This window comes from Pseudomonas danubii (assembly GCF_042980055.1).
In the GTDB taxonomy this organism is placed as follows: Bacteria; Pseudomonadota; Gammaproteobacteria; order Pseudomonadales; family Pseudomonadaceae; genus Aquipseudomonas; species Aquipseudomonas danubii.
On the sequence record NZ_CP116502.1, the window covers coordinates 1,875,959 to 1,902,221 of the forward strand.

The 26,263-nt window shown below is 61.6% G+C and carries 19 protein-coding genes and 2 tRNA genes; 13 read left to right on the forward strand and 8 right to left on the reverse strand.

Annotated features, from left to right (window positions below; genetic code table 11):
* Window positions 1–102 precede the first annotated feature (102 nt).
* The gene (locus PFZ56_RS08735; protein ID WP_102862914.1) at window positions 103–2,037 is read left to right on the forward strand and encodes a methyl-accepting chemotaxis protein; all 1,935 of its coding nucleotides are present in this window, start codon (window positions 103–105) and stop codon (window positions 2,035–2,037) included.
* Between the two features lie 64 nt (window positions 2,038–2,101).
* On the opposite strand, the gene PFZ56_RS08740 is transcribed toward PFZ56_RS08735, so the two are convergent.
* The 4 genes from PFZ56_RS08740 to PFZ56_RS08755 form a co-directional block, all read right to left on the reverse strand.
* Window positions 2,102–3,667 carry an iron ABC transporter permease gene (locus tag PFZ56_RS08740; protein WP_170001579.1) on the reverse strand — a complete coding sequence of 522 codons (1,566 nt, stop codon included), beginning with the start codon at window positions 3,665–3,667 and terminating at the stop codon, window positions 2,102–2,104.
* Window positions 3,667–4,692 (reverse strand): extracellular solute-binding protein, encoded by a 1,026-nt coding sequence (locus PFZ56_RS08745; protein WP_110595443.1) that lies wholly within the window; start codon window positions 4,690–4,692, stop codon window positions 3,667–3,669. Before PFZ56_RS08745 ends, PFZ56_RS08740 begins: the two co-directional genes overlap by 1 nt.
* A 185-nt stretch (window positions 4,693–4,877) precedes the next feature.
* Window positions 4,878–4,964: transfer RNA gene (locus tag PFZ56_RS08750), tRNA-Leu, on the reverse strand.
* A 165-nt stretch (window positions 4,965–5,129) separates the two neighbouring features.
* A tRNA-Leu gene (locus PFZ56_RS08755) sits at window positions 5,130–5,216 on the reverse strand.
* 226 nt (window positions 5,217–5,442) lie between these two features.
* Here PFZ56_RS08755 and rnr point away from each other — a divergent pair.
* The 11 genes from rnr (at window position 5,443) to PFZ56_RS08810 (ending at window position 22,216) form a co-directional block, all read left to right on the forward strand.
* Complete coding sequence (gene rnr / locus PFZ56_RS08760; protein ID WP_110595444.1) at window positions 5,443–8,070, forward strand: ribonuclease R; 2,628 nt, start codon at window positions 5,443–5,445, stop codon at window positions 8,068–8,070.
* Window positions 8,067–8,834: a 23S rRNA (guanosine(2251)-2'-O)-methyltransferase RlmB gene (rlmB, locus tag PFZ56_RS08765; protein WP_016964328.1), complete on the forward strand. Its 768-nt coding sequence runs from the start codon at window positions 8,067–8,069 to the stop codon at window positions 8,832–8,834. The genes rnr and rlmB overlap by 4 nt, the downstream gene beginning before the upstream one ends.
* Before the next feature lie 249 nt (window positions 8,835–9,083).
* On the forward strand, window positions 9,084–9,509 hold the full coding sequence (rpsF, locus tag PFZ56_RS08770) for a 30S ribosomal protein S6 (RefSeq protein ID WP_011058949.1): 426 nt from the start codon (window positions 9,084–9,086) through the stop codon (window positions 9,507–9,509).
* Between the two features lie 28 nt (window positions 9,510–9,537).
* Window positions 9,538–9,768, forward strand: a complete 231-nt coding sequence (gene rpsR, locus PFZ56_RS08775; protein ID WP_002551829.1) for a 30S ribosomal protein S18 — start codon at window positions 9,538–9,540, stop codon at window positions 9,766–9,768.
* A 36-nt stretch (window positions 9,769–9,804) separates the two neighbouring features.
* The gene (locus tag PFZ56_RS08780) at window positions 9,805–10,698 is read left to right on the forward strand and encodes a hypothetical protein (RefSeq protein ID WP_102862918.1); all 894 of its coding nucleotides are present in this window, start codon (window positions 9,805–9,807) and stop codon (window positions 10,696–10,698) included.
* Between the two features lie 19 nt (window positions 10,699–10,717).
* On the forward strand, window positions 10,718–11,164 hold the full coding sequence (rplI, locus tag PFZ56_RS08785; RefSeq protein WP_020299422.1) for a 50S ribosomal protein L9: 447 nt from the start codon (window positions 10,718–10,720) through the stop codon (window positions 11,162–11,164).
* Window positions 11,165–11,287: 123 nt separating this feature from the next.
* Complete coding sequence (dnaB, locus tag PFZ56_RS08790; protein ID WP_007921486.1) at window positions 11,288–12,685, forward strand: replicative DNA helicase; 1,398 nt, start codon at window positions 11,288–11,290, stop codon at window positions 12,683–12,685.
* A gap of 185 nt (window positions 12,686–12,870) precedes the next feature.
* Complete coding sequence (locus PFZ56_RS08795; protein ID WP_102862919.1) at window positions 12,871–15,168, forward strand: YgiQ family radical SAM protein; 2,298 nt, start codon at window positions 12,871–12,873, stop codon at window positions 15,166–15,168.
* Between the two features lie 308 nt (window positions 15,169–15,476).
* On the forward strand, window positions 15,477–18,752 hold the full coding sequence (locus PFZ56_RS08800) for a transglutaminase family protein (protein ID WP_170001578.1): 3,276 nt from the start codon (window positions 15,477–15,479) through the stop codon (window positions 18,750–18,752).
* A gap of 87 nt (window positions 18,753–18,839) precedes the next feature.
* Window positions 18,840–21,326: a circularly permuted type 2 ATP-grasp protein gene (locus PFZ56_RS08805; RefSeq protein ID WP_123391297.1), complete on the forward strand. Its 2,487-nt coding sequence runs from the start codon at window positions 18,840–18,842 to the stop codon at window positions 21,324–21,326.
* Entirely contained in the window at window positions 21,326–22,216 is an 891-nt protein-coding gene (locus PFZ56_RS08810) for a transglutaminase family protein (protein ID WP_123391295.1), read from the forward strand. Before PFZ56_RS08805 ends, PFZ56_RS08810 begins: the two co-directional genes overlap by 1 nt.
* Before the next feature lie 101 nt (window positions 22,217–22,317).
* On the opposite strand, the gene PFZ56_RS08815 is transcribed toward PFZ56_RS08810, so the two are convergent.
* Entirely contained in the window at window positions 22,318–22,494 is a 177-nt protein-coding gene (locus PFZ56_RS08815) for a hypothetical protein (protein ID WP_162884106.1), read from the reverse strand.
* A gap of 68 nt (window positions 22,495–22,562) precedes the next feature.
* Window positions 22,563–23,150 (reverse strand): TIGR00730 family Rossman fold protein, encoded by a 588-nt coding sequence (locus PFZ56_RS08820; RefSeq protein ID WP_170001577.1) that lies wholly within the window; start codon window positions 23,148–23,150, stop codon window positions 22,563–22,565.
* Between the two features lie 352 nt (window positions 23,151–23,502).
* Between PFZ56_RS08820 and azu the strand changes: the two genes are divergently transcribed.
* Entirely contained in the window at window positions 23,503–23,949 is a 447-nt protein-coding gene (gene azu / locus PFZ56_RS08825; RefSeq protein WP_102862924.1) for an azurin, read from the forward strand.
* A gap of 165 nt (window positions 23,950–24,114) precedes the next feature.
* Here azu and nadE read toward each other — a convergent pair whose 3' ends face one another.
* Both nadE and pncB read right to left on the reverse strand, forming a co-directional pair.
* Window positions 24,115–24,942 carry an ammonia-dependent NAD(+) synthetase gene (nadE, locus tag PFZ56_RS08830; RefSeq protein WP_102862925.1) on the reverse strand — a complete coding sequence of 276 codons (828 nt, stop codon included), beginning with the start codon at window positions 24,940–24,942 and terminating at the stop codon, window positions 24,115–24,117.
* Between the two features lie 3 nt (window positions 24,943–24,945).
* A complete protein-coding gene (pncB, locus tag PFZ56_RS08835; RefSeq protein ID WP_102882000.1) occupies window positions 24,946–26,160 on the reverse strand; it encodes a nicotinate phosphoribosyltransferase in 1,215 nt (404 codons plus the stop codon).
* Between the last annotated feature and the right edge of the window lie 103 nt (window positions 26,161–26,263).

The window sequence follows — 26,263 nt, forward strand, 5'->3', positions numbered from 1 at the left end:
GGCCCTTTGTCGTTTCTGTCCGCCGTGCGGCACGACCCTTGCTGTGAAACTCGCTTCTAGAGTGCCATCAGAATAATGGCGCCAAAAGTAGAGGGATTTCCTGTGTCGGCCGTTCTCTCACTGTTACAAAGCCGTTTACTGCGGCCTGTGTTCGTTACTCTCGGTATCGCCCTTTTGGTGCAGGTAGTGCTCGCCGTTGCCCTGACTCGGAGCACGGTGACTGCCCTGGAGGCCGATCTGGCTGCGCGTTTGGGTGTTGATAGCCAGAAGTTGTCTGGCGAACTCGAGCAGGCGGGCAAGGAAGTCACTTCCAGTCTGGAAAGCCTGTCCAGCAGTACGCGTCAGCGTCTGACGGCGGGGCTGTCTTCGCGTCTAAAGGAGGAGCAGGTCCAGCTGCGTGCAGCGCTGGAGAAGGACCTCAAGGACTCCGCCAATGATATGGCCCAGTTGCTGGCCTCTGTGGCGCCTCGTGCCATGTGGGACAGTGATGTGCCGACTCTGTCCGAGTTCGCACGGCGTGCCCAGCGTAACCCCAACGTACTGTTCGTGGTCTATGACGATGCAGCAGGTGAGCATCTGACTCGCTATCTGAATCGTGAGAATCCGATCAACAAGGCCCTGTTGGAAAAGGGCAAGGGCGATCGGGCCTTGGACAAGGTTCTGGATGCCGCCAAGAACGATCCTTCTGTCTACTACCTTGAGGCGTCGATCAATCCTAATGGAGTGGAAATCGGCAAGGTGCTGATGGGGGTGTCCACGGCTTCGGTAGAGGCAGATATCGCCGCCTTGGATCAGCGCTTCGGGGCATTGATCGCCAGCAGTGACCAGTTGGTTGGCGACAGTCTCAAGGGAGCCTCCGCCGACAGTTCGGCGGCCATGCGCTCGCGCTTGCAATCGGCTCAGGCAACTGCCGCGCAGATGCAGGCCAATACCGCAAGCACGGTGCAGGAGGCTGCGGCCACCTTGCGCTGGCAGATCGGTGTGGGCCTGGCGCTGGTGGGGTTGGCCCTGCTGCTGTTGCTGGCGGTAGTGTTGGGGCGGCGAGTGGTGAACAAACTGCATCTGTTGATCACGGCTCTCAACGATCTGGCAGCAGGCGAAGGGGATCTGACCAAGCGCGTGCCCCTCAACAGCAATGATGAGATCGGTGATATGGCCTCGGCGGTGAATCGCTTTGTGGATAAGTTGCAGCCCATTGTGCGTGAAGCGGGCGATGTGGCGCAGCGTACCGGTGTGGAGATTGGGGCTATGAGCCTGCGCAATGCTGGGGCGGATGCAGCGGCTGAGGCGCAGCGTGACGAAGTGGCCGAAAGCTTGCGGGCGCTATCGCAGATGGCTGATGAGGCCCAGGCGGAAAGCCAGGCGATGCAGGCGGCGCTGCAGCAGGTGGTGGAGATCCGTCAGGCCACTGACGAGAACACCCGCACTTCGGAGCAGGTCGGCAGCCTGATCGAAGCCCTGGCCGGGCAGGTGGATACCGGGGCCAAGGTGATCGAGCGCCTGGCTCAGCAGAGCGAGCAGATCGAGGTGGTGCTGACGGTGATTCATGGCATTGCCGAACAGACCAACCTGCTGGCGCTGAATGCGGCGATCGAAGCAGCGCGCGCCGGTGAAACCGGACGCGGGTTTGCCGTGGTGGCGGATGAGGTGCGAGCCCTGGCCAGCAAGACCCAGAGTTCCACAGGCGATATCCAGGCCCATATCGGCGCGTTGCAACAGGGCGCGCGGGAGGCGGTGGCGGCTATTGGCCAGGCCGGCCGTCAGGCCAGCGAGGGTTTGCTGGTGCTGCGTGACAGTGTCCGCCTGCAGCAGACGGTGCAGTCTTCGGTCGAACAGGTGCATGCCGCGATTGGCTTGGCCACCCAGGCTGCAGCGCATCAGGCTCAGGGCGCGCAAGCGGTGCGGGGGCGGGTGGAAACCATTCATGCCCAGGCCGAGCGAGCGGCTCAGGCTGTGGTGGAGACCACCGCCAGCGGCAAGGTACTGGACAGCCTGGCGGCGCAGCTCAAGGCCAGTCTGGGGCAGTTCCGCGCTTGATCTTTCGCTGGCCGGCTGGCTCCTACGTTGCTTTGTAGGAGTCGGCGTGCCGGCGAAGCACTTCTCAACGGCTCAGATACATCCGCGTCGTCAGCAGGTACACCGGCAGCCCAGACACCAGAATCAGCAGTGCTGCATAAGGTGCCGCGGCCGCAAACTCCACATTCGCGGTATGGGCCCAGACCTCTGTGGCCAGGGTATTGAGCCCGGTCGGGCTGAGCAGCAAGGTTGCAGTCAGCTCTTTCATCGCATCCAGAAACACCAGGGCGAAGGCCGCGCCCAGTGCTGGAAAGATGATCGGCAGCGTCACCCGGCAAAAAGCACTGAATGACGATGCTCCCAGGGTTCTTGCCGCTTCTTCCAGTTGCGGCGCGGCCTTGTTCAGGGCGGTGCGGATGGGCGCCTGTGCCAGGGGTAGGAACAGCAAGGCATAGGCGATCAGTAACAGCGCCGAGGTTTGATACAGCACCGGCACATAGTGCAGGGCGAAGTACACCAGCGTCAGGGCGATCACCAGGCCGGGCAGGGCATGCAACAGGTAGGGCAGACGCTCGGCCCAGATGGCCAGTCGTCCCTTGTGACGCACCACTAGCAGTCCCACAGGAACCGCCAGCGCCAGGCACAGGGCGGCACCGCCCAGGGACAGCGCCAGGGAGGAAAGCAGTGCTTCGCCGATGGCTGCCACCGGGAAAGCGGCCGATGAACCCACGGCCAGCCAGTAGGCAAGCATGCCCAGTGGAACACCGCTGCCAATCAAGGCCAGTAGCAGGCAGTAGATTTGTCCGCCTGCGGACCAGCGTCCCAGGCGTACCTGTTCTGCATGTCGCGCTGCACCTTGGCCGGTCCGTACGTGACGCCCCTTGCCGCGAACCCGCAGCTCTAGACCCAGCAGTATCAGGCACAGCACCAGCAGTACCGCCGAGAGCATGGCTGCGTTGGCGTTGCTGAACTCCAGCTCGAATTGCTGATAGATCGCCGTGGTGAAGGTTTGCAGGCCGATGATCGACAGGGCGCCGAATTCCACCAGCATGTGCAGGGCAATCAACAGGGCTCCTGCCAGTAACGATGGCCAGAGCAGGGGCAGGGTGATCTTGAAGAACACGCCCCAGCGATTTTGCCCAAGGGTGCTTGCGGACTCTTCGAGGGAGGGGTCAAGATTGCGTAGGGTGGCTGCCACTGGCAGGAACACTAGGGGGTATTTGGACAGGGTCATCACCAGGATCGCACCGCCCAGTCCTTCAAATCCGGCGCTCAGGGACACCCAGGTGAAGCTGCTGATGAAGGCCGGTACGGCGAAGGGCAGGCACAGCACTACGCCCCAGATCCGTCGCCCTGGCAGATCGCTGCGTTCCAGCAGCCAAGCCAGGGATAGGCCGATCATTGCGCAGGCGATGGTGACTCCCAGCATCAGTAGCAAGGTGTTGCTTAGCAGGCGGAATACATAAGGGCGCCACAGCAGGTGCAGCGCTTCGGCCCAGCCGGCTTGCCAGGCCTTGAGCCCGACATACAGCAGAGGCAGCAGGCTCAGGCAAACCAGTAGCAATACCGGCAGCAGCAGCCAGATCGATGGTCGCTTGCGCCTCGGCACGTAAGGCGTGCGCGAGGCGGGGGCGCAGAGTGGTGGACTCATCAGTTCAGGCCGACGTCGCGTTCCAGGTCCAGTGCTTCCTCGGCATTTCCGAGGTCGGCCGGGGTTACTTTCGGAGCCTGCAGTTCACTGAATGGCTTGAGGCCGCGATCCGACTCCATGCCTTTATGCAGTGGGTACTCGGCGGTGGTCTGGGTGATCACCCGCTGACCCTCTTCGCTGGCCATATAGGCAAGGAACTGTTGAGCTTCTTTCGGGTGTTTGCTGGACTTGAGCACTGCGGCGCTGGAGACCGTGATCAGGCCACCAACATCGCCGCCGGTGAAATAGTGCAGCTTCGAGTCCAGTTGACCTTTTTCCCGTTGCAGTGCGAACCAGTAGTAGTTGTTCACTAGGACGCTGGCCACTTCGCCGTTTTCCACGGCCTTGAGGGCTACCATGTTATTGCTATAGACCTTGCCGAATGCCCGCAGGCCGGTCAGCCACTCTTCTGCTGCATCCATGCCGTGCAATTTGATGATGGCCACGGCTTGTTCCTGGAAGGCGCCGCTGGTCGGTACGAAACCGACCTTGCCTTGCCACTGTGGCTGGGAGAACTCCATCACCGACTTGGGCAGGTCTTTCTCATTGATCAGTTTCGGGTTGAAAGCCACCACTCGCACTCGAGCAGTGATGCCGATCCAGGTGCCGTTGCTGGCTACGTATTCCTTGGGCAGGACGGCCAGGGTCGCGGCATCGGTCTGGGCAAGCAGGCCTTGTTCGCCCAGTTTGTTCAGGGGCGGGGACTCTTCGGTGTAGATCACATCAGCGGGGGAGCGATCGCCTTCTTCGACGACCTGGCTGGCCAACTGATTGCTGCTGCCCTTGCGCACGTTGACGTGGATGCCGGTCTTGGCTTCGAAGGCCTTGGCAACGGCATCGCCGACTTCCTTGTGCTGGCCGTTATACAGGGTCAGGGAAACCGGATCGGCTGCCTGGGTGAGTGGAGATGCCAGGGTCAGTCCCAGCAAAGTGATGGTCAAGCCACGCAGAAGGGATGTTGGAAGGAGGGTATTTCTGAACATCATTCGCAGGTTTCCTCACTGTAGTGCCGCAAAAACTTGTAACAATCATAAACGATATCGTTTCTCATGTGCGCTTTGCGGGTACGACGGCGGGGCGATGAGGCGAGGGAATACCTGGATGCAGAAACGCAAAAACCCGCTTTCGCGGGTTTTTGAGAGACTTGAAAGCGATGCTCTCAAGTTTGAATTGGTGCCCAGAAGAAGACTCGAACTTCCACGACCTTGCGGTCACCAGCACCTGAAGCTGGCGTGTCTACCAATTTCACCATCTGGGCAGTATCGACGTCGTTGCCGTGTCGATGGAGCGCACTATACGGACCGTGTTTTGATCTGTAAACCCCTGTTTTGGTTTTATTAAATCAAACACTTAGAATGCAAAAACCCGCTTTCGCGGGTTTTTGTTTGAGTCTTGAAATTGATCTAATCTCAAGCTCTTGAATTGGTGCCCAGAAGAAGACTCGAACTTCCACGACCTTGCGGTCACCAGCACCTGAAGCTGGCGTGTCTACCAATTTCACCATCTGGGCATTATCGCTGACGTCTCCGTCGTCGATGGCGCGCACTATACGGAGGCTCTTTTAAGCTGTAAACCCCCGATTTCAAAAAAGTTTGAAAAAAGTCTCCGGTGGCAGGCGTGAGGATGTTTCTGAGGCGGCGATGAGGATTTTTCCAGCGTTGTCTGAGCCTGAAATTTCCCGTTTCAATACGCGTATGCCAAACTAACCCGCATATAGACAAGGTGAAATTTATCTAATGGCCGATTGGCAGTCCCTCGATCCCGAGGCCGCTCGTGAAGCGGAAAAATACGAAAACCCTATTCCTAGCCGCGAACTCATCCTCCAGCACCTTGCTGATCGGGGTTCGCCTGCTAGTCGCGAGCAGTTGGTAGAAGAGTTCGGTCTGACCACAGAGGACCAACTTGAAGCTTTGCGCCGCCGCCTACGCGCCATGGAGCGCGACGCTCAACTGATCTACACCCGCCGCGGCACTTATGCGCCGGTGGACAAGCTCGACCTGATCCTCGGTCGTATCAGCGGCCACCGCGACGGCTTCGGCTTTCTGGTGCCGGATGATGGCAGCGACGACCTGTTCATGAGCCCGGCGCAAATGCGCCTGGTATTCGATGGTGACCGCGCCTTGGCCAGAGTTTCCGGCCTGGATCGTCGTGGTCGCCGCGAAGGCGTGATCGTCGAAGTGGTATCTCGTGCCCATGAAAGCATCGTGGGGCGTTACTTTGAAGAGGGCGGTATTGGCTTTGTGGTAGCAGATAACCCGAAGATCCAGCAGGAAGTGCTGGTGACGCCGGGGCGTAATGCCAATGCCAAGGTCGGTCAGTTCGTTGAAGTGAAGATTACTCACTGGCCGACGCCGCGCTTCCAGCCACAAGGCGACGTAGTTGAAGTGGTAGGCAACTACATGGCGCCGGGCATGGAAATCGACGTTGCCCTGCGCACCTACGATATTCCCCATGTCTGGCCCGAGGCCGTGCTCAAAGAGGCCGCCAAGCTCAAGCCGGAAGTGGAGGAGAAGGACAAAGAGAAGCGCATCGATCTGCGTGACCTGCCTTTCGTCACTATCGACGGTGAAGACGCTCGCGACTTCGACGACGCGGTGTACTGCGAAGCCAAGCCCGGCAAGCTGCGCCTGTTCGGCGGCGGCTGGAAACTGTACGTGGCCATTGCCGACGTCTCCAGCTACGTGAAGATTGGTTCGGCTCTGGATGCTGAAGCCCAGGTGCGTGGCAACTCGGTGTATTTCCCCGAGCGGGTTATCCCGATGCTGCCTGAGCAGCTTTCCAATGGCCTGTGCTCGCTGAACCCGAAAGTTGATCGCCTGGCCATGGTTTGTGAGATGACCATCTCCAAGTCCGGCGAAATGACCGATTACCAGTTCTATGAAGCGGTGATCCACTCCAAGGCGCGACTGACCTACAACAAGGTCAGCGCCATGCTCGAGCAGCCGAAAACCACCGAAGCCAAGCAACTGCGCGGTGAGTACGCGGATGTCGTACCGCACCTTAAGCAATTGTATGCGCTGTACAAGGTCCTGCTCGGTGCTCGCCATACCCGTGGCGCCATCGACTTTGAAACCCAGGAAACCCGGATCATCTTCGGTTCCGAGCGCAAGATCGCCGAAATTCGTCCAACCACGCGCAACGATGCTCACAAACTGATTGAGGAGTGCATGCTGGCGGCCAACGTGGCCACCGCCGAGTTCCTCAAGAAGCACGAGATTCCGGCCCTGTACCGGGTGCACGACGGTCCGCCGCCGGAGCGTCTGGAGAAGCTGCGTGCCTTCCTTGGCGAGCTGGGCCTGTCCCTGCATAAAGGCAAGGATGGTCCTACGCCGAAGGACTACCAGGCGCTGCTGGAAACCATCAAGGATCGTCCGGATTACCACCTGATCCAGACCGTGATGCTGCGCTCGCTGAGCCAGGCGGTGTACAGCGCTGATAATCAGGGCCACTTCGGCCTGAATTACGAAGCCTATACCCACTTCACTTCGCCGATCCGTCGTTACCCGGACCTGCTGACCCACCGGGCCATTCGCAGTGTCATCCACTCCAAGCAAGACACGCCGCACGTGCGTCGAGCCGGAGCGATGAGTATTCCGAAAGCGCGTATCTATCCGTACGACGAGGCCATCCTCGAGCAGCTCGGCGAGCAGTGCTCGATGAGTGAGCGTCGCGCCGACGAAGCCACTCGTGACGTGGTGAACTGGCTCAAGTGCGAGTTCATGAAGGATCGCGTCGGCGAATCCTTCCCTGGCGTGATCACTGCGGTCACCGGTTTTGGTCTGTTCGTCGAGCTCACCGATATCTACGTCGAAGGCCTGGTGCATGTCACTGCGCTGCCAGGTGACTACTACCACTTCGATCCTGTGCATCACCGCTTGGCGGGCGAGCGCACCGGTCGCAGCTTCCGCTTGGGCGACACCGTGGAAGTGCGGGTCATGCGCGTAGATCTGGACGAGCGCAAAATCGATTTCGAGATGGCCGAAAAGACCATTGCTGCACCTATTGGCCGCAAAAAGCGGGGGGCTGCGGACGTGCCGGCGAGCAAGGCAGTCGAAGAGCCAGCTCCAGCGAAGGCGGGGCGTCGCAGCTCTGCCAAGGAGAAAGCGGTCGAGGCTTACCGTCCGAGCGATGCGGCGGCAAAAAACGCCGAAGTACGCAAAAGTCGTGAAATGAAACAGGCGCTGCTGGCGGGAGCCAAAGGCGGTGGTAAAGCGGCGTCTGGGGGAAAGTCCGGCAAATCGGCTCCGGCCAGAGACAGCGACCGGCCAGCCAAACCGAGCAAACATCGTAAAGGTCCGCCCAAGGCGGGCTCCGCTTCCGGCGCGAAAAGCGGCGGCGCGCGCAAACCTAAGGCCAAGTCATGAGTCAGTTGGAAAAGATCTACGGCGTGCATGCTGTAGAAGCGTTGCTGCGTCACCATCCCAAGCGGGTCAAGCAGATCTGGTTGGCTGAAGGGCGCAGTGACCCACGGGTTCAGGTGCTGGTTGATCTGGCTGCGCAGAACCGTGTGTCGGTTGGCCAGGCCGAGCGACGCGAGATGGACGCCTGGGTTGAAGGCGTGCACCAGGGGGTGGTGGCGGAAGTCAGCCCAAGCCAGGTGTGGGGCGAAGCCATGCTCGACGAGCTGCTGGATCGCACCGAGGGCGCGCCGCTGTTGCTGGTGTTGGATGGCGTGACCGATCCGCACAACCTTGGCGCCTGCCTGCGTACCGCCGATGCGGCGGGTGCCCTGGCGGTGCTGGTGCCCAAGGACAAGTCGGCCACTCTGACCCCGACCGTACGTAAGGTGGCTTGCGGCGCTGCCGAAGTGATTCCGCTGGTGGCGGTGACCAATCTGGCCCGTACCCTGGAAAAGCTTCAGCAGCGCGGCCTGTGGATCGTCGGTACCGCCGGCGAGGCCGAGCAGGAGTTGTACGATCAGGACCTGACCGGCCCGACCATCATCATCATGGGGGCCGAAGGCAAGGGCATGCGTCGCCTGACTCGCGAGCACTGCGACTATCTGGTGCGCCTGCCAATGGCCGGCAGCGTCAGCAGCCTCAACGTCTCCGTGGCCACGGGTGTCTGCCTGTTCGAAGCCATGCGCCAGCGCGGCGCCAAGGCCAAGGCTGTCGCCAAGAAAGCCTGATCTATCCCGTAGGAGCCGGCTTGCCGGCGAACCACGCCCTGCCGTCCATTGCCGGCTCGTTGGCTCCTGCAGGTGATTGTTCAAATAATCACCAATTGCCTTGCGCCGCTGTTCCCCCTTCTCTACAATTGCGCCCCTTGCCGTGACGGCAGGCGCATATGTGCCTACTAACAGGCAAGACACACAAGTGTCATTCACTCCTTGTCTGACCGCTTATAGGCGGCAGGCTACAACCCGTAAGGAGCATTCATGCGTCATTACGAAATCATCTTTTTGGTCCACCCGGATCAAAGCGAGCAAGTCGGCGGCATGGTTGAGCGTTACACCAAGCTGATCGAAGAAGACGGCGGCAAAATCCACCGTCTGGAAGACTGGGGCCGTCGTCAACTGGCCTATGCAATCAACAATGTTCACAAGGCTCACTACGTGATGCTGAACGTTGAGTGCACCGGTAAAGCCCTGGCTGAGCTGGAAGACAACTTCCGTTACAACGATGCTGTGATCCGTAACCTGGTCATCCGTCGCGAAGAAGCCATCACTGGCCAATCCGAGATGCTCAAGGCTGAAGAAAACCGCAGTGAGCGCCGTGAGCGTCGTGACCGTCCTGAGCATGCTGACAGCGCCGATGGCGATGACAGCGACAACAGCGACGCCAGCGATAACGCTGACGAGTAATCCACGGACCTTTTGAGGAGCCAATTACATGGCACGTTTCTTCCGTCGTCGTAAATTCTGCCGCTTCACCGCTGAAGACGTGAAAGAGATCGATTACAAAGATCTCAACACTCTGAAAGCCTACGTATCCGAGACCGGCAAAATCGTTCCAAGCCGCATCACCGGTACCAAAGCTCGTTATCAGCGTCAGCTGGCCACCGCTATCAAGCGCGCCCGCTTCCTGGCCCTGCTGGCCTACACCGACAGCCACGGCCGCTGAGACTGGGCAGTCGACAAGTAGTAAGGGATTGAATGCATGCGCGCCTTAGCTGAGTTCATCATGCGCGGTCGTATGCAGGCCACTCTGGTAGTGGCTGGCTGTTCGGCATTGCCGTTGTTGTATTGGTTGGGTGCTGCCGCGGGGAGCCTGGTGCTTCTGCGGCGCGGGTTGAAGGATGCCCTTGGTGTCCTCGCTCTGGGAATGCTGCCGGCTTTGTTCTGGTGGCTGGCGTTCGATGACCCGCGAGCATTTCTGGTGCTGGTGGGGTCTTCGAGTCTTGCGTTGGTTTTGCGCGCAGGCGAGTCCTGGAGCCGCGTGCTGCTGGTCAGCATAGCGATGGGATTGGTGTTTGCTGGAGTCCTGGGTGCGGCTTTCCGCCCTCAGATCGAAGCGTTGTCGCAGGAATTGATAAAGATCCTGCCGATGGCCTTGGGTGAGGTCTACCAGCAGTTATCGGTTGAAGAGCGAGCTCGTCTTGCCACGCTGATTGCACCGATCCTGACCGGCCTGATAGCGGCCTTGTTGCAAGCCATCAGCGTGCTGAGCCTGATTCTTGGGCGTTACTGGCAGGCTGTGTTGTATAACCCGGGTGGTTTTGGTCGCGAGTTTCGCGCCATCAGAATCCCTCTTGGGCCAGCGATGTTGCTGCTGGCGTGCATGTTGGTGGGGCCGAATTTCGGACCTCAACTGGCCATGCTCACGCCGATGTGCAGTGTCCCGCTGGCTTTTGCCGGGCTGGCCCTGATTCACGGGCTGGTGGCGCAAGGGCGACTGGCCAGATTCTGGCTGGTGGGGTTGTACGTCACGCTGTTGCCATTCATGCAGCTGATCTATCCGTTGCTAGTGGTCCTGGCCATTGTCGACAGTCTGGTTGATTTTCGCGGTCGTTTGGCGCCGAAAGACGCCGATAACGCGAACGGTGAAGGTTAAAAGTTAAGAGGATTTTCACATGCAACTGATCCTTCTGGAAAAAGTCGCCAACCTGGGCAACCTGGGCGACAAAGTGAACGTTAAGGCTGGTTACGGCCGTAACTACCTGCTGCCTTACGGCAAAGCCACCGCTGCTACCGCTGCCAACCTGGCTGCGTTCGAAGAGCGTCGTGCTGAGCTGGAAAAACTGGCTGCAGACCGTAAAGCTTCGGCTGAAAGCCGCGCTGCCCAACTGGCCGAGCTGGAAGTGACCATCACTGCCACCGCCGGTGACGAAGGCAAGCTGTTCGGTTCGATCGGCACCCACGACATCGCTGATGCACTGACCGCCTCCGGCGTTGAAGTTGCAAAAAGCGAAGTTCGTCTGCCGAACGGCACCATCCGCAACGTAGGTGAATTCGACGTAGCCGTGCACCTGCACGCTGAAGTTGAAGCAACCGTACGCGTTGTCGTGGTGGCTGCTTAAGCAGTACCAAATCGTCTGGCACCTTGTGTGGCTGACGGTTAACATCGGGCACGATCCTGTTTACAGGTCGTGCCCTTTGTCTTTCTGCTGATCCTGATTTTCACCCCCGAATTCCAAGTGGCCATGAACGATATTTCCGCTCCCGAGCAATACGATCTGCAAACCGCTGCCCTGAAGGTGCCGCCGCATTCCATCGAGGCCGAACAGGCCGTGCTCGGTGGTCTGATGCTGGACAACAACGCCTGGGAACGCGTGTTGGATCAAGTGTCCGACGGCGATTTCTATCGGCATGACCACCGTTTGATCTTCCGCGCCATCGCCAAGCTGGCCGATCAGAACATGCCCATCGACGTGGTCACCCTGTCCGAGCAGTTGGACAAGGAAGGCCAGACCTCCCAGGTCGGCGGCCTGGGCTATCTCGGCGAGCTGGCCAAGAACACCCCGTCGGTGGCCAACATCAAGGCCTATGCGCAGATCGTTCGCCAGCGGGCGACCCTGCGCCAACTGATCGGCATCAGTACCGAGATCGCTGACAGCGCCTTCAACCCTGAAGGTCGCACCGCCGAAGAGATCCTCGACGAGGCCGAACGGCAGATCTTCCAGATTGCCGAGGCGCGGCCCAAGACCGGCGGTCCGGTGGGCGTCAACGAGTTGCTGACCAAGGCCATCGACCGCATCGATACCCTGTTCAATACCGACAACGCCATCACCGGCCTGTCAACCGGCTACACCGACCTCGACGAGAAGACCAGCGGCCTGCAACCGGCCGACTTGATCATCGTCGCCGGCCGTCCGTCCATGGGTAAGACCACCTTCGCCATGAACCTGGTGGAGAACGCGGTGCTGCGCAGCGACAAGGCGGTGCTGGTGTACTCCCTGGAGATGCCAGGCGAATCGCTGATCATGCGTATGCTGTCCTCCCTGGGCCGCATCGACCAGACCAAGGTCCGTTCCGGCCAGCTGGAAGACGACGATTGGCCGCGGCTGACCTCGGCGGTCAACCTGCTCAACGACCGCAAGCTGTTCATCGACGACACCGCGGGTATCAGCCCTTCGGAGATGCGTGCGCGGACCCGTCGCCTGGTGCGTGAGCACGGCGACATCGCGCTGATCATGATCGACTACCTGCAGCTGATGCAGATCCCGGGGTCCAGCGGTGACAACCGGACCAACGAGATTTCCGAGATCTCCCGGTCCCTCAAAGCCCTGGCCAAGGAATTCAACTGCCCGGTGGTGGCCTTGTCCCAGCTCAACCGCTCTCTGGAACAACGCCCCAACAAGCGCCCGGTGAACTCCGACTTGCGGGAATCCGGAGCGATCGAGCAGGACGCCGACGTGATCATGTTCGTGTACCGGGATGAGGTGTATCACCCCGAGACCGAGCACAAGGGCATTGCCGAGATCATCATCGGCAAGCAGCGGAACGGCCCCATCGGCTTTATCCGCCTGGCGTTCATCGGCAAGTACACCCGCTTCGAGAACCTCGCGCCGGGCAGTTACAACTTCGACGACGACGAATAACCCGCCCGTTCGCTGGCAATTCGCTTGCCGGCGCCCAGCTGTAGGTGCCGGCTCGCCGGCGAATCGGGCTGCACCGAATTCCGACCATAATGGTCGGAATTGGTTATTTTTTGTGCTATATTCCGCGCCCGCGAATTTCCCTGTGAATCAACGCGTCCCTATCCAAGCCAACACCGGTCATCGACATGCAAGCAGCCAAGCCGTTATTTGACTATCCAAAGTACTGGGCCGAATGTTTCGGGCCAGCACCATTCCTGCCCATGAGCAGGGAGGAGATGGATCAGCTCGGCTGGGATTCCTGCGACATCATCATCGTCACCGGTGATGCCTACGTCGATCACCCCTCGTTCGGCATGGCGATCATCGGCCGGCTGCTGGAGTCCCAGGGCTTTCGCGTGGGGATCATCGCCCAGCCCAACTGGCAGTCCAAAGACGACTTCATGAAGCTCGGCGAGCCGAACCTGTTCTTCGGTGTCGCCGCCGGCAACATGGACTCGATGATCAACCGCTACACCGCCGACAAGAAAGTCCGCTCCGACGACGCCTACACCCCGGGCGGCCTGGCGGGCAAGCGTCCGGACCGCGCCAGCCTGGTGTACAGCCAGCGCTGCAAGGAAGCCTACAAGCATGTGCCGATCGTCCTGGGCGGCATCGAGGCTTCCCTGCGCCGTATTGCTCACTACGACTACTGGCAGGATCGGGTGCGCAACTCGATCCTGATCGACGCCAGCGCCGACATCCTGCTGTACGGCAACGCCGAGCGGGCCATCGTTGAAGTGGCTCAGCGCCTGTCCTATGGCCACAAGATCGAAGACATCACCGACGTGCGCGGCACCGCCTTCATCCGCCGCGATACGCCCAAAGACTGGTACGAAGTGGACTCCACCCGTATCGACCGCCCGGGCAAGATCGACAAGATCATCAACCCCTACGTCAATACCCAGGACACCCAGGCCTGCGCCATCGAGCAGGAGAAGGGCCCGGTTGAAGATCCAAGCGAAGCCAAGGTGGTGCAGATCCTTGCCAGCCCGCGGATGACCCGGGACAAGACCGTGATCCGCCTGCCGTCCATGGAGAAGGTGCGCAACGACCCGGTCCTGTACGCCCACGCCAACCGCGTGCTGCACCTGGAAACCAACCCGGGCAACGCCCGCGCCTTGGTGCAGAAACATGGCGAAGTGGACGTGTGGTTCAACCCGCCGCCCATTCCCATGACCACCGAGGAAATGGACTACGTGTTCGGCATGCCTTACCAGCGCGTTCCGCACCCGGCCTATGGCAAGGAAAAAATCCCGGCCTACGACATGATCCGCTTCTCGGTGAACATCATGCGCGGCTGCTTCGGTGGCTGTACTTTCTGCTCCATCACCGAGCACGAAGGGCGGATCATCCAGAACCGTTCCGAAGAGTCGATCATTCGCGAGATCGAAGAAATCCGCGACAAGGTTCCCGGTTTTACCGGAGTGATCTCCGACCTTGGCGGCCCGACCGCGAACATGTACCGCATTGCCTGCAAGAGCCCGGAGATCGAATCCGCGTGCCGCAAGCCGTCCTGCGTGTTCCCCGGCATCTGCCCGAACCTGAACACCGACCATTCGTCGTTGATCCAGCTGTATCGCAGCGCCCGCGCCTTGCCCGGGGTGAAGAAGATCCTCATCGCTTCCGGCCTGCGCTATGACCTGGCGGTGGAATCGCCGGAGTACGTCAAGGAACTGGTGACCCACCACGTGGGTGGCTACCTGAAGATTGCCCCGGAACACACCGAGGAAGGTCCGCTCAATCAGATGATGAAGCCGGGCATCGGTACCTACGACCGCTTCAAGCGGATGTTCGAGAAGTACTCCAAGGAAGCGGGCAAGGAGCAGTACCTGATTCCGTACTTCATCGCCGCCCACCCGGGGACCACCGACGAAGACATGATGAACCTGGCCCTGTGGCTCAAGGGCAACGGCTTCCGCGCCGACCAGGTGCAGGCGTTCTATCCGTCGCCGATGGCCACCGCCACCGCCATGTACCACTCGGGCAAGAACCCGCTGCGCAAGGTCACCTACAAGAGCGACGGCGTGACCATCGTCAAGAGCGAGGAGCAGCGTCGCCTGCACAAGGCGTTCCTGCGCTACCACGATCCCAAGGGCTGGCCGATGCTGCGCGAGGCCCTGCTGCGCATGGGGCGTGGCGACCTGATCGGCCCGGGCAAGCACCAGCTGATTCCGACCCATCAGCCGGCCACCGACAGCTACCAGAGCGCCCGCCGCAAGAACTCGACACCGGCCGGCAGCCACAAAGTGGCCAAGGAAACCAAGATCCTGACCCAGCACACCGGCCTGCCGCCGCGTGGCAGTGACGGTGGCAATGCCTGGGACAAGCGTGAACAGGCCAAGGCCGCCGCCTTCGCCCGCAACAAGCAGGCCGCCAAGGAGCGTGCCGATGCGGCCAAGGGCAAAGGCAAGAAGCCAACCCGCAAGCCGGTGGTACCGCGCTAGACAACAGAACGCCAGCTCCTCGGAGCTGGCGTTTTTGTTTTGGCTGCCGATCGCGGCGCAAGCCGGTCTTGTTGGCGGTCCGCTGTCAGCGTTGGCGCATTGAGCTGGCGCTGCATTAACAGTGCGAGCGCAGCCGCTTCGGGTCATGCCGTCTGGCACATTTCTGTGCAGTGAGCTGCACAGGGATGCACCGGTTGCGCGGTTTTGGTGCTGTACTGCCACGAGTCGTTGAACAACCCCCCGGACTTGGGCCCTGGCACAAGTCTTGCGCGGGTTCATCCACCGCTCAGGCTCGCAGGAGGCACGCCGTGTCGATTCATGTCGCATTGCACCATGTCACGCACTATCGCTACGACCGCGCCGTCGAACTTGGCCCGCAGATCGTCCGCCTGCGCCCGGCTGCCCACAGCCGCACGCGAATCCTCTCCTATGCGCTGAAGGTCCAGCCCGAGCAGCATTTCATCAACTGGCAGCAGGATCCCCAGGGCAATTATCTGGCGCGCCTGGTCTTTGCGGAGAAAACCACCGAGCTGCGGATCGAAGTGGATCTGCTGGCGGAGATGGCGGTGTTCAATCCGTTCGACTTCTTCCTTGAGCCCTACGCGCAGCAGATCCCTTTCGCCTACGCCGCCGATGAGCAGCGCGAGCTGGCGCCCTACCTGGAAACCCTGCCCCTGACGCCCAAGTTCCAGGCCTACCTGGACGGTATCTCGCGTACGCCGTTGCCTGCGGTGGACTTCCTGGTGGCGTTGAATCAGCGACTCAGCGCAGACATCGCCTACCTGATTCGCCTGGAACCGGGCGTGCAGAGCCCGGAGCAGACCCTGGTCAATGCCTCCGGCTCCTGTCGCGATTCGGCCTGGCTGCTGGTGCAGCTGTTACGCCACCTGGGACTGGCGGCGCGTTTCGTCTCCGGCTACCTGATCCAGCTCACGGCCGACGTCAAATCCCTGGACGGTCCTTCGGGTACTGAGGTGGACTTCACCGACCTGCACGCCTGGTGCGAGGTCTACCTCCCCGGAGCCGGCTGGATCGGCCTGGACGCCACCTCAGGGCTGTTTGCCGGAGAAGGTCACATTCCCCTGGCCTGCAGCCCCGATCCCTCTTCAGCGGCGCCTATCACGGGTCTTGTGGAGCCTTGCGAGTGTCAGTTCAGCCATGAAATGAGTGTGGAGCGGATCTGGGAAGCGCCCCGGGTCACCAAGCCTTACACCGACGAGCAGTGGCTGGCCATCCAGGCCCTGGGTCGGCAGATCGATGTGGACCTGCTGCAGAACGATGTGCGCCTGACCATGGGCGGCGAACCGACCTTCGTGGCCATCGACGATCCCGACGGCGCCGAGTGGAACACCGCCGCCCTGGGCGCGAACAAGCGGCGTTTGGCCGCTGAGCTGTTCCAGCGCCTGCGCCAGCGCTACGGGCCTCAGGGGCTGGTGCATTTCGGCCAGGGCAAGTGGTACCCGGGGGAGCAATTGCCGCGCTGGTCGCTGAACTGCTATTGGCGAGTTGACGGTGTGCCGATCTGGCACAACAGCGCCTTGGTTGCCGATGAGCACGAGGACTATGGCGCTGACGCATCATTGGCCGGGCGCTTTCTCGCCAGTGTCGCCGAGCGCCTGAAGCTGCCCGGGCGCTTTGTGTTTCCCGCCTACGAAGACCACTTCTATTACCTGTGGCGCGAGGGCCGCCTGCCCCTCAATGTCAGTGCCGAGGACTCGCGGCTGGAGGATGCCCTGGAGCGCCAGCGGTTGCGCAAGGTGTTCAGCCAGGGTCTGGATAAAGTCATTGGCCAGGTGCTGCCCCTGGCCCGTAGCGCCAAGGGTGATCAATGGCAGAGCGGCCGCTGGTATTTGCGAGACAGTCATTGCCGATTGGTGCCTGGGGATTCCCCCCTGGGCTATCGCCTGCCCCTGGCGTCCCAACCCTGGGTGACAGCGGCGGAGTACCCCTTCATTCACCCCAACGATCCGAACCAGGATTTCCCTGAGCTGCCGGACCCGGCGCAGCTCGCAGAAGTCCCTGAGTCGGCGGTTGCGGATGAGCGCGTGCCAGAGATTGATCAGTCCGCGGATTGGCTGACCCGCACCGCGCTTTGCGCCGAGGCGCGAGAAGGGCGGCTGTACCTGTTCATGCCGCCCCTGGAGCGACTCGAGGATTACCTGCAACTGGTCAGTGTGATCGAAGCCACTGCGGCAGAGCTGCATTGCCCGGTGCTGCTGGAAGGCTACGAGCCGCCCGCCGACCCGCGCTTGAGCAACTTCCGGGTGACGCCGGACCCGGGCGTGATTGAGGTCAACGTGCAGCCTTCGGTCAGTTGGGACGAGCTGGTGGAGCGCACCGAGTTCCTGTACGAGCAGGCCCGGCAGACCCGCCTGACCAGTGAGAAATTCATGATCGACGGGCGCCACACCGGTACTGGCGGCGGCAACCATTTCGTCCTCGGTGGCGCGACGCCGGCGGATTCGCCGTTCCTGCGCCGCCCCGACCTGCTGCGTAGCCTGATCAGCTATTGGCACAATCATCCGTCGTTGTCCTACCTGTTTTCCGGGTTGTTCATCGGCCCCACCTCCCAGGCACCCAGGGTCGATGAGGCGCGCAACGACTCGCTTTATGAACTGGAAATTGCCTTTGCACAGATGCCCGCACCGGGCGAGGAGTGCCCGCCGTGGCGGGTGGATCGCCTGCTGCGCAACCTGCTGATCGATGTCACCGGCAATACCCATCGCGCCGAGTTCTGCATCGACAAGCTCTATGCGCCGGACGGCGCCACCGGGCGTCTCGGCCTGCTGGAACTGCGGGCCTTTGAGATGCCGCCCCATGGGCGCATGAGCCTGGTCCAGCAGTTGCTGCTGCGGGCGCTGGTGGCGCGGTTCTGGCGCGAGCCATATGCCCCGGCCAAGCTGGCGCGTTGGGGCACCGAGCTGCACGATCGTTTCCTGCTGCCGCATTTCATCGAGCAGGATTTTGCCGATGTGCTGGTGGAGCTCAATGCCGCCGGATATCCGCTGCGGGCCGAGTGGTTTGCCCCTCATCTGGAGTTTCGTTTTCCCAAGGTCGGCGATTACGCGGTCAGCGGTATCGAGCTGGAGTTGCGTCAGGCCCTGGAGCCCTGGCATGTGCTGGGGGAAGAGGGCGGGGCCGGGGGCACGGTGCGCTATGTCGACTCCTCTGTGGAGCGTCTGCAGGTCAAGGTCAGCGGGCTGACGCCGCAGCGCCATGTGCTGACCTGCAACGGTGTGGCGGTCCCCTTGCAGCCCACCGGGCGGGTAGGGGAGTTTGTCGCCGGGGTGCGTTATCGCGCCTGGCAGCCGGCCAACTGCCTGCAACCCGGCATCCCGGTACACGCACCGCTGGTGTTCGATCTGCTGGACAGCTGGATGCAGCGCTCCCTGGGGGGCTGCCAATACCATGTGGCCCATCCTGGGGGGCGCAACTACGACAGTCTGCCGGTCAATGCCAATGAAGCGGAAAGCCGACGCATGGCGCGTTTCTTTCGCCTCGGACACAGCCCCGGTAGCCTTGTGGTGCCGCCTTTGATCATCAATGACGAGCTGCCCATGACCCTGGATTTGCGACGCTTCTAATCCACCTGCGACGCCCGCGATATAGCCATATCCGGGCGTCGGGGCTGTGGGTTAATCTGACTTTCCCTGCCGTCTGCCGAGTGTTCCATGCCTGACTTGCTAGACCGTTACCCGCTGACGGCGGGTACCTACCATGAGCTGCTGGATGACCAGGGTGCGGTCCGGGCGCACTGGCAGCGCCTGCTTGAACAACTGCAACGCAGCAGCCCCGCGCAACTGGCCCAGCGCCAGGCGCTGCTGACCCGGCAGATCCACGAGAACGGTGTCACCTACAACGTCTATGCCGACCCCAAGGGCGCGGACCGGCCCTGGGAGCTGGATTTGCTGCCCCATGTGATCCCGGTGGAGGAGTGGCAACTGTTGTCCGCCGGGATCGCCCAGCGGGCGCGCCTGCTCAATGCCGTACTGGCGGACCTGTACGGCCCGCAGCGACTGATCAGCGAAGGGCTGTTGCCTGCTGAACTGGTGTTCGGGCACAACAACTTTCTCTGGCCATGCCAGGGCATCCAGCCGCCCGAGCAGACCTTTCTGCACCTCTATGCAGTGGACCTGGCGCGCACCCCCGATGGTCGCTGGTGGGTCACTGCCGATCGTACCCAGGCGCCGTCCGGGGCCGGCTATGCCCTGGAAAATCGCATGATCGTGTCCCGGGCCTTTCCGGATCTGTACCGTGACCTGCACGTGCAGCATCTGGCTGGCTTCTTCCGTGCCCTGCAGGAAACCCTGGCCCGGCAGGCGCCCCGGGATGCCGAAGCACCGCTGATCGTGCTGCTGACTCCGGGGCGTTTCAACGAGAGTTACTTCGAGCATCTGTACCTGGCACGCCAGCTGGGTTACCCGCTGGTGGAGGGCGGCGACCTGACGGTGCGCGATGCCACGGTCTATCTCAAGACCCTCAGCGGCCTGCGTCGGGTGCACGCCATCATGCGTCGCCTGGATGATGATTTCTGTGATCCTCTGGAGCTGCGTACCGATTCCGCTCTGGGGGTGCCCGGCCTGCTGGATGCGGTGCGTCAGGGCCGGGTGCTGGTGGCCAATGCCCTGGGCAGCGGGGTGCTGGAGTCTCCAGGGCTGCTGGGCTTCTTGCCGAAAATCAGCCAGTTCCTGTTGGGGGAGCCATTGCTCCTGCCTTCCATCGCCACCTGGTGGTGTGGCGAGGCGCCCGTGCTGCAACAAGCCCTGGAGAAACTCCCAGAGTTGCTGATCAAACCGGCGTTTCCATCCCAGAGTTTCACCCCGGTGCTGGGGCGCGACCTGAGTCCCGAACAGCGCGCCAGCCTCGCCGAGCGTATGCGTGCGCGGCCCTACGCTTATGTCGCCCAGGAGTTGCCGCAACTGTCCCAGGCGCCGGTCTGGCAGGCCGAGGACGGTGGCTTGCAGCCACGGGCCATCGGTATGCGGGTATACGCGGTGGCCAGCGACGACGGCTATCGGGTGCTGCCCGGCGGCCTGACCCGGGTCGCCGCCGACGCCGACGCCGAAGTGGTGTCGATGCAGCGCGGTGGCGCCAGCAAGGACACTTGGGTGCTGGGGGAGCGCGCCCCCAGCGGCGAGCAATGGAAAGCCCAGCGCACCATTGGTGTTTATGACTTGGTCCGTCGTGATCCCTACTTGCCGTCGCGGGTGGTGGAGAACCTGTTCTGGTTCGGTCGTTATTGTGAGCGCTGTGACGACAGCGCACGGCTGTTGCGGATCATGCTGGCCCGTTACGTCGATGGCGACGATCCGCGAGCTTTGCTGGCCGCAGTGGACCTGGGGGAAAGCCTGATGCTGCTGCCGGATGAGGGCGAGTTGCCCGAGCGTCTGCTGGCGGCCCTGTTGGGGGAGGACTGGTCGTTCAGCCTGCGCTCCAACCTGCAGCGCCTGCAGTGGGCCGCCTCCCAGGTGCGCGGCAAGCTGTCCCGGGAAAACTGGCAGGCCCTGGTGGAGTTGCAGCGCGAAGCCCAGGAGCTGGACACCGCAGAGCCGGACTTCGGCGAGCTGCTGGATTTTCTCAACCGTCTGGTGATGTCCCTGGCAGCGCTCTCGGGATTCGCCCTGGACGACATGACCCGCGACGAAGGGTGGCGCTTCCTGATGATTGGCCGGCGCATCGAGCGCCTGCAATTTCTCAGCAGCAGCCTGGCCGCCTTCCTGCGGGGCACTGCGGTGTTCGATCAGGCGGGCCTGGAGTGGCTGCTGGAGCTGGGCAACAGCAGCATCACCTATCGCTCCCGCTACCTGGCGGTGGCGCAGTTGATCCCGGTCCTCGACCTGTTGCTGCTGGATGAGCAGAACCCCCACGCGGTGCTGTTCCAGCTCAAGCTGGTGACCCGTACCCTCAAGCGCCTCAACGATGACTTCGGCGTGCCCCGCGAGGTGGCGTTGCCGGGGCTGGTGGAGCGCCTGGCCCATGTCGACCTGGGCTGCCTGGAGAACTCCCTGTTTGGCGAGGCCAGCGTGAGAGCCGCGGTGGCGGGGCTGGCGGACCTGTTGCAAGAGATCGCCGAGGTCAGCGGCCAGGTGTCCGATCGCCTGGCCTTGCGGCATTTCGCCCACGTGGATGATGTCAGCCAGCAAACGGTGTCGGTGTAATGAGCGCGCGCTACCAGATTTTCCATGACACCCATTATCGCTACGACAGCCCGGTGTCCCTGGCCCAGCAGCTGGCGCACCTGTGGCCCCGGGTTTGCGCCTGGCAACAGTGCAGCGAGCGGCAGTTGCTGATCAGTCCCGAGCCCACCTCCCGCCGTGACGAGCAGGATGTGTTTGGTAACCCTTTGACCCGTCTGGCCTTTGAGCGGCCCCATGATGAATTGCAGGTCAACGCCCAGCTTAGTGTCGAGGTGCTGGATCGGCCGCGTTTGGACTTTGCCGCGTCCATGGCGTGGGATGTCGCCCGCGGAGCCCTGACCTACAGCGGTCGGCCGTTGCCGGTGGATTTGCTGGAGGCCAGTCGTTATCGCTTCGAGTCACCTTATGTGCATCTCAAGCAGCGTTTCGTCGAGTTTTCCGCAAGCTGCTTTGCTTCGGGGCGGCCTCTGTTGCAGGGCGTCCAGGCCTTGATGGAGAAGATCTTCAGCGAGTTCACCTTCGATGCCGAAGCGACCCAAGTGGCGACACCTTTGGTGGAAGTCCTGGAGCGTCGACGGGGTGTGTGCCAGGACTTTGCCCACCTGATGCTGGCGTGCCTGCGTTCGCGAGGGTTGGCGGCGCGCTACATCAGCGGCTACCTGCTGACCCAGCCACCGCCGGGGCAGCCGCGGCTGATCGGTGCCGACGCTTCCCATGCCTGGGTTTCGGTGTTTTGCCCGGTGCTGGGCTGGGTGGATTTCGATCCGACCAACAACGTGCAGCCGGCACTGGAACACATCACCCTGGCCTGGGGCCGGGATTTTTCCGATGTCTCGCCGTTGCGTGGAGTGATTCTTGGCGGGGGCAGCCATGACCCGGAGGTCCGGGTCACCGTCATGCCTCTGGAATAAAGCTGGAGTCGGCTTGCCGGCGAAGAGGCCGGCGGATGCTGCGTGGGGCTTGGGGAAGCCTTCGCAGGCCCGCCAGCCCCTACTGTGCCAGGTCGGGTGTTTCAGGCTTGGGGGGCTTGAGGCTCGGCGTCATCGACGCTCACTTCACCTTCAGTATCCGGGGTCAGTGTGCTGGCTTCTTCTGCAGCAGCTTTCTTGCGTTGCAGCTTTTCCTCTTTCTTCTGTTCCTTGGCCAAGTCTCGTTGACGTTTGGCGAAGGAGTAGTTGGGTTTAGCCATGGGCGATCCTCTGGGGTCGAAGGTGAGGTTGAGCGGCGCGTATTCTGCCTGTTATCGGGTGCTGACGGTTAATTGGGTTTGCTCTCGGCCCACTTGTCCGCTACCGAAGGCTTCCAGGCGTCCAGGGCATCCAGCAGGCTGGCTGGCGATTCGCTCATTTGCAGCATGTCACGGTGCGGGGCCCGGACGAAGCCTTCGCCGACGATATGGTCGAGAAATCCGCTGAGTTTTTCGTAGAAGCCGTTCACTTCCAGCAGGCCCAGAGGCTTGTGGTGATAGCCCAGTTGGCCCCAGGTCCAGACTTCGAACAACTCTTCCAGGGTGCCCAGGCCCCCAGGCAGGGCAATGAAGGCATCGCTGAGTTCAGCCATGCGCGCCTTGCGCGCGTGCATGCCGTCCACCACTTCCAGGCGGGTCAGGCCGTTGTGGCCGATTTCCTTGTCTTTCAGGCTTTGCGGGATGATCCCGATGACTTCACCGCCGGCTGCCAGGGCCGCGTCGGCCACTATGCCCATCAGGCCCACCGCGCCGCCGCCATAGACCAGGGTCAGCTTGCGCTCGGCCAGGGCGCGGCCCAGGGCCTGGGCTGCTTCACGATAGAGGGGATGGCTGCCGGTACTGGCGCCACAAAATACACAGACAGAAGTTAACGTCATGCCTTACTCCGCGGTCATTGATGGCCTCAGAGTAAAGGCTGAAAGATCTGGCTCCAAGCATTAAACCTCGCGTTGCGGGGTTTCATGGGTGCCGCTGGCGCCACAGGCGTAGGCGGCGAGCAAGCTGCGAAACAGGCTGTTGAGAGGCATGGCCAAGGCTCCTAAAAGATGTTGATGGGCAGATCTTAGAGGGCGGTTTCGCAGGGGGCTGTTTGATTGTCTTGATCGGCCCGATAGCAGAGAGTTGTATACAGTTTTTTGATGCAAATCATAGGAACTTGGCAGAAATTCAGGCAGTCTTCGGTCCCATGGATTCAGATGGATTTTGTTAACCCTGCCTTGGAGATTCACCATGTTTGCCAAACTCGTTGCGGTATCCCTGTTGACACTGGCCAGCAGCCAACTGATGGCTGCCGAATGCAAGGTCGATGTCGACTCTACCGACCAGATGTCCTTCAACACTAAGGAAATCACCATCGACAAGAGCTGCAAGACCTTCACCGTGAACCTGACTCACTCCGGCAGCCTGCCGAAGAACGTCATGGGTCATAACTGGGTCCTGAGCAAAACCGCAGACATGGCTGGCATCGCCGCCGACGGCATGGCCGCTGGCATCGACAAGAGCTACCTGAAAGAAGGCGACACCCGCGTCATCGCCCACACCAAGATCATCGGTGCTGGCGAGAAAGACTCGGTGACCTTCGACGTATCGAAGCTGACTGCTGGCGAAAGCTACCAGTTCTTCTGCTCGTTCCCAGGCCACAACTCGATGATGAAAGGCGCTGTGATCCTGAAGTAAGCATCAGGTCCGGCTGCAACAAGAAAGCGCCCCGCGGGGCGCTTTTTTGTGCTTGACGTTTCACCCTCTGGTCGGAGCCGGCTTGCCGGCGAACAGGCCCTTGAACCTTGTGCAGCATCAAGCGGCCCTTTCGCCGGCAAGCCGGCTCCTACAGAACGTGGTGGGTCACGGGGCGAAGGGCATGACGCGTTTGTGATGGGTCTTGCGGTAGGTGTCACAGATGATCTTGAAGGCTTCCTCGCGCACCGGCTGGCCATGCAGGAAAGCGTCGATCTCGGTGTAGGTGACGCCATGTGAGGCTTCATCCGGTTTGCCCGGGGACAGGTCCTCGAGGTCGGCGGTGGGCACCTTCTCTACCAGGGATTCCGGAGCGCCGAAGTAGCGGGCAATCGAGCGCACCTGATTTTTCACCAGGCCGCTCAGTGGCGCCAGGTCGCAGGCGCCATCACCGAACTTGGTGAAGAAACCCATCACCGCTTCGGCGGCGTGGTCGGTGCCGATCACCAGGCCCTGGGCGGCGCCGGCGATGGTGTACTGGGCCACCATGCGCATCCGCGCCTTGGTGTTGCCGAGGACAAAGTCCCGGGACACCGCGTGCTGCCCCTCAAAGGCCGCGACTTCATTGGCCAGGGCCTTGACCGCCGGGCCGATGTTCACGGTGTGGCGTTCGTCGGGGTTGATGAAGTCCACCGAAGCCTGGGCGTCGTGTTCGTCGAACTGGGTCTCGTAGGGCAGGCGTACGGCGATAAAGCGGTAGCTGTCGTCACCGCTGCGCTCGCGCAGCTCACGCATGGCGCGTTGGGCCAGCAGGCCGGCGGTCAGCGAGTCGACACCGCCGCTGATACCCAGGACCAGGGACTTGAGACCGGAATTGACCAGGCAATCCTGGATGAAACGGACGCGCCGGGCGATTTCCGCCTCCAGGGCAGCTTGGTCGGGAAAAGGTGCTTGGACCTTCAGCTGCTGCGCAATCTCACGCTGTGCGGCTTGCATGATTCACTCCTTGCCAGGTTGGGCAGGTACTTGGAAAACGTGGCGCAAGTAAGCGACGAAGTTGGGATCCTTGCAATGGGTCTTGCCCGCTTCATCGGAGATCTTGGCGACGGGCTGGCCATTGCAGGCGGCCATTTTAAGCACGATGCTCATCGGCTCGACACCGGGAATATCACAGGTCAGGTTGGTGCCGATGCCAAAGCTGACGTTGATCCGCCCCCGCAGCGCACGGAATATTTCCAGGGAGCGCGGCAGGGTCAGGCTGTCGGAGAACACCAGGGTCTTGCTCATCGGGTCGATGCCCAGCTTGTGGTAATGGGCGATGGCTTTCTCCGCCCAGAGGATCGGGTCCCCGGAGTCGTGGCGCAGGCCGTCGAACAGCTTGGCGAAGAACAGATCGAAGTCACCGAGGAAGGCATCGGTGGTGATGCAGTCGGTCAGGGCGATACCCAGCAGCCCGCGGTATTCACGGACCCAGCAGTCGAGGGCGGCGATCTGGCTGTCGATCAGCCGCGGCCCCAACTGCTGGTGGGCCATGATCCATTCGTGGGCCATGGTGCCCAGGGGTTTCATGTTCAGCTCCCGGGACAGGTGCACGTTGCTGGTGCCGACAAAACGCCCGGGGAAATCGTGCTTGAGCACGTTCACCACTTCTTCCTGGACCCGGTAGGAAAAGCGTCGGCGGGTGCCGAAATCCGCCACTTGCAGTTCGGACAACTCTTCGCTGCTGGCGTTGGCGCTGAGCCAGTCGAACTTGCGGTACAGCTGCTCCCGGGCCTGCACCAGCTGGATCTCGCGGTAGCGGTAGCGGTTACGCACTTCGCTGATGATGGCCAGCATCGGCACTTCGAACAGAATCACGTGCAGCCAGGGACCGCGCAGGCGGATGAACAGCTCGCCGTTCTCGATGCCGGTGTGCACGTAGCGCAGGTTGAAGCGAAACAGCCCGAGAAAGCGCAGGAAGTCCGGCTTGAGGAAGCTGATGCGTTCGAGAAAGCCCAGTTGGTCGGCGCTCAGGCTCAGTTCCGCCAGGCGCTCGAACTGATAGCGGATCTCCGCCAGGTACGGCTGCAGATCCTCGCTGTTACGGCAACGAAACTCCCATTCCACTTCCACGTTGGGGTAGTTGTGCAGCACCGCCTGCATCATGGTCAGTTTGTAGAAGTCGGTGTCGAGCAGGTTCTGCACGATGCGATCGGCAAACACACTCTCGCTCATAACGGGAATCTCCATGCTGGCCGCGACGGACAGCGGCGGCTTCAGCTCTTTCAATGAAGGCGCTAGTGGCGCATAGACGTCCTGCGCTTGACCAGCGATTTTT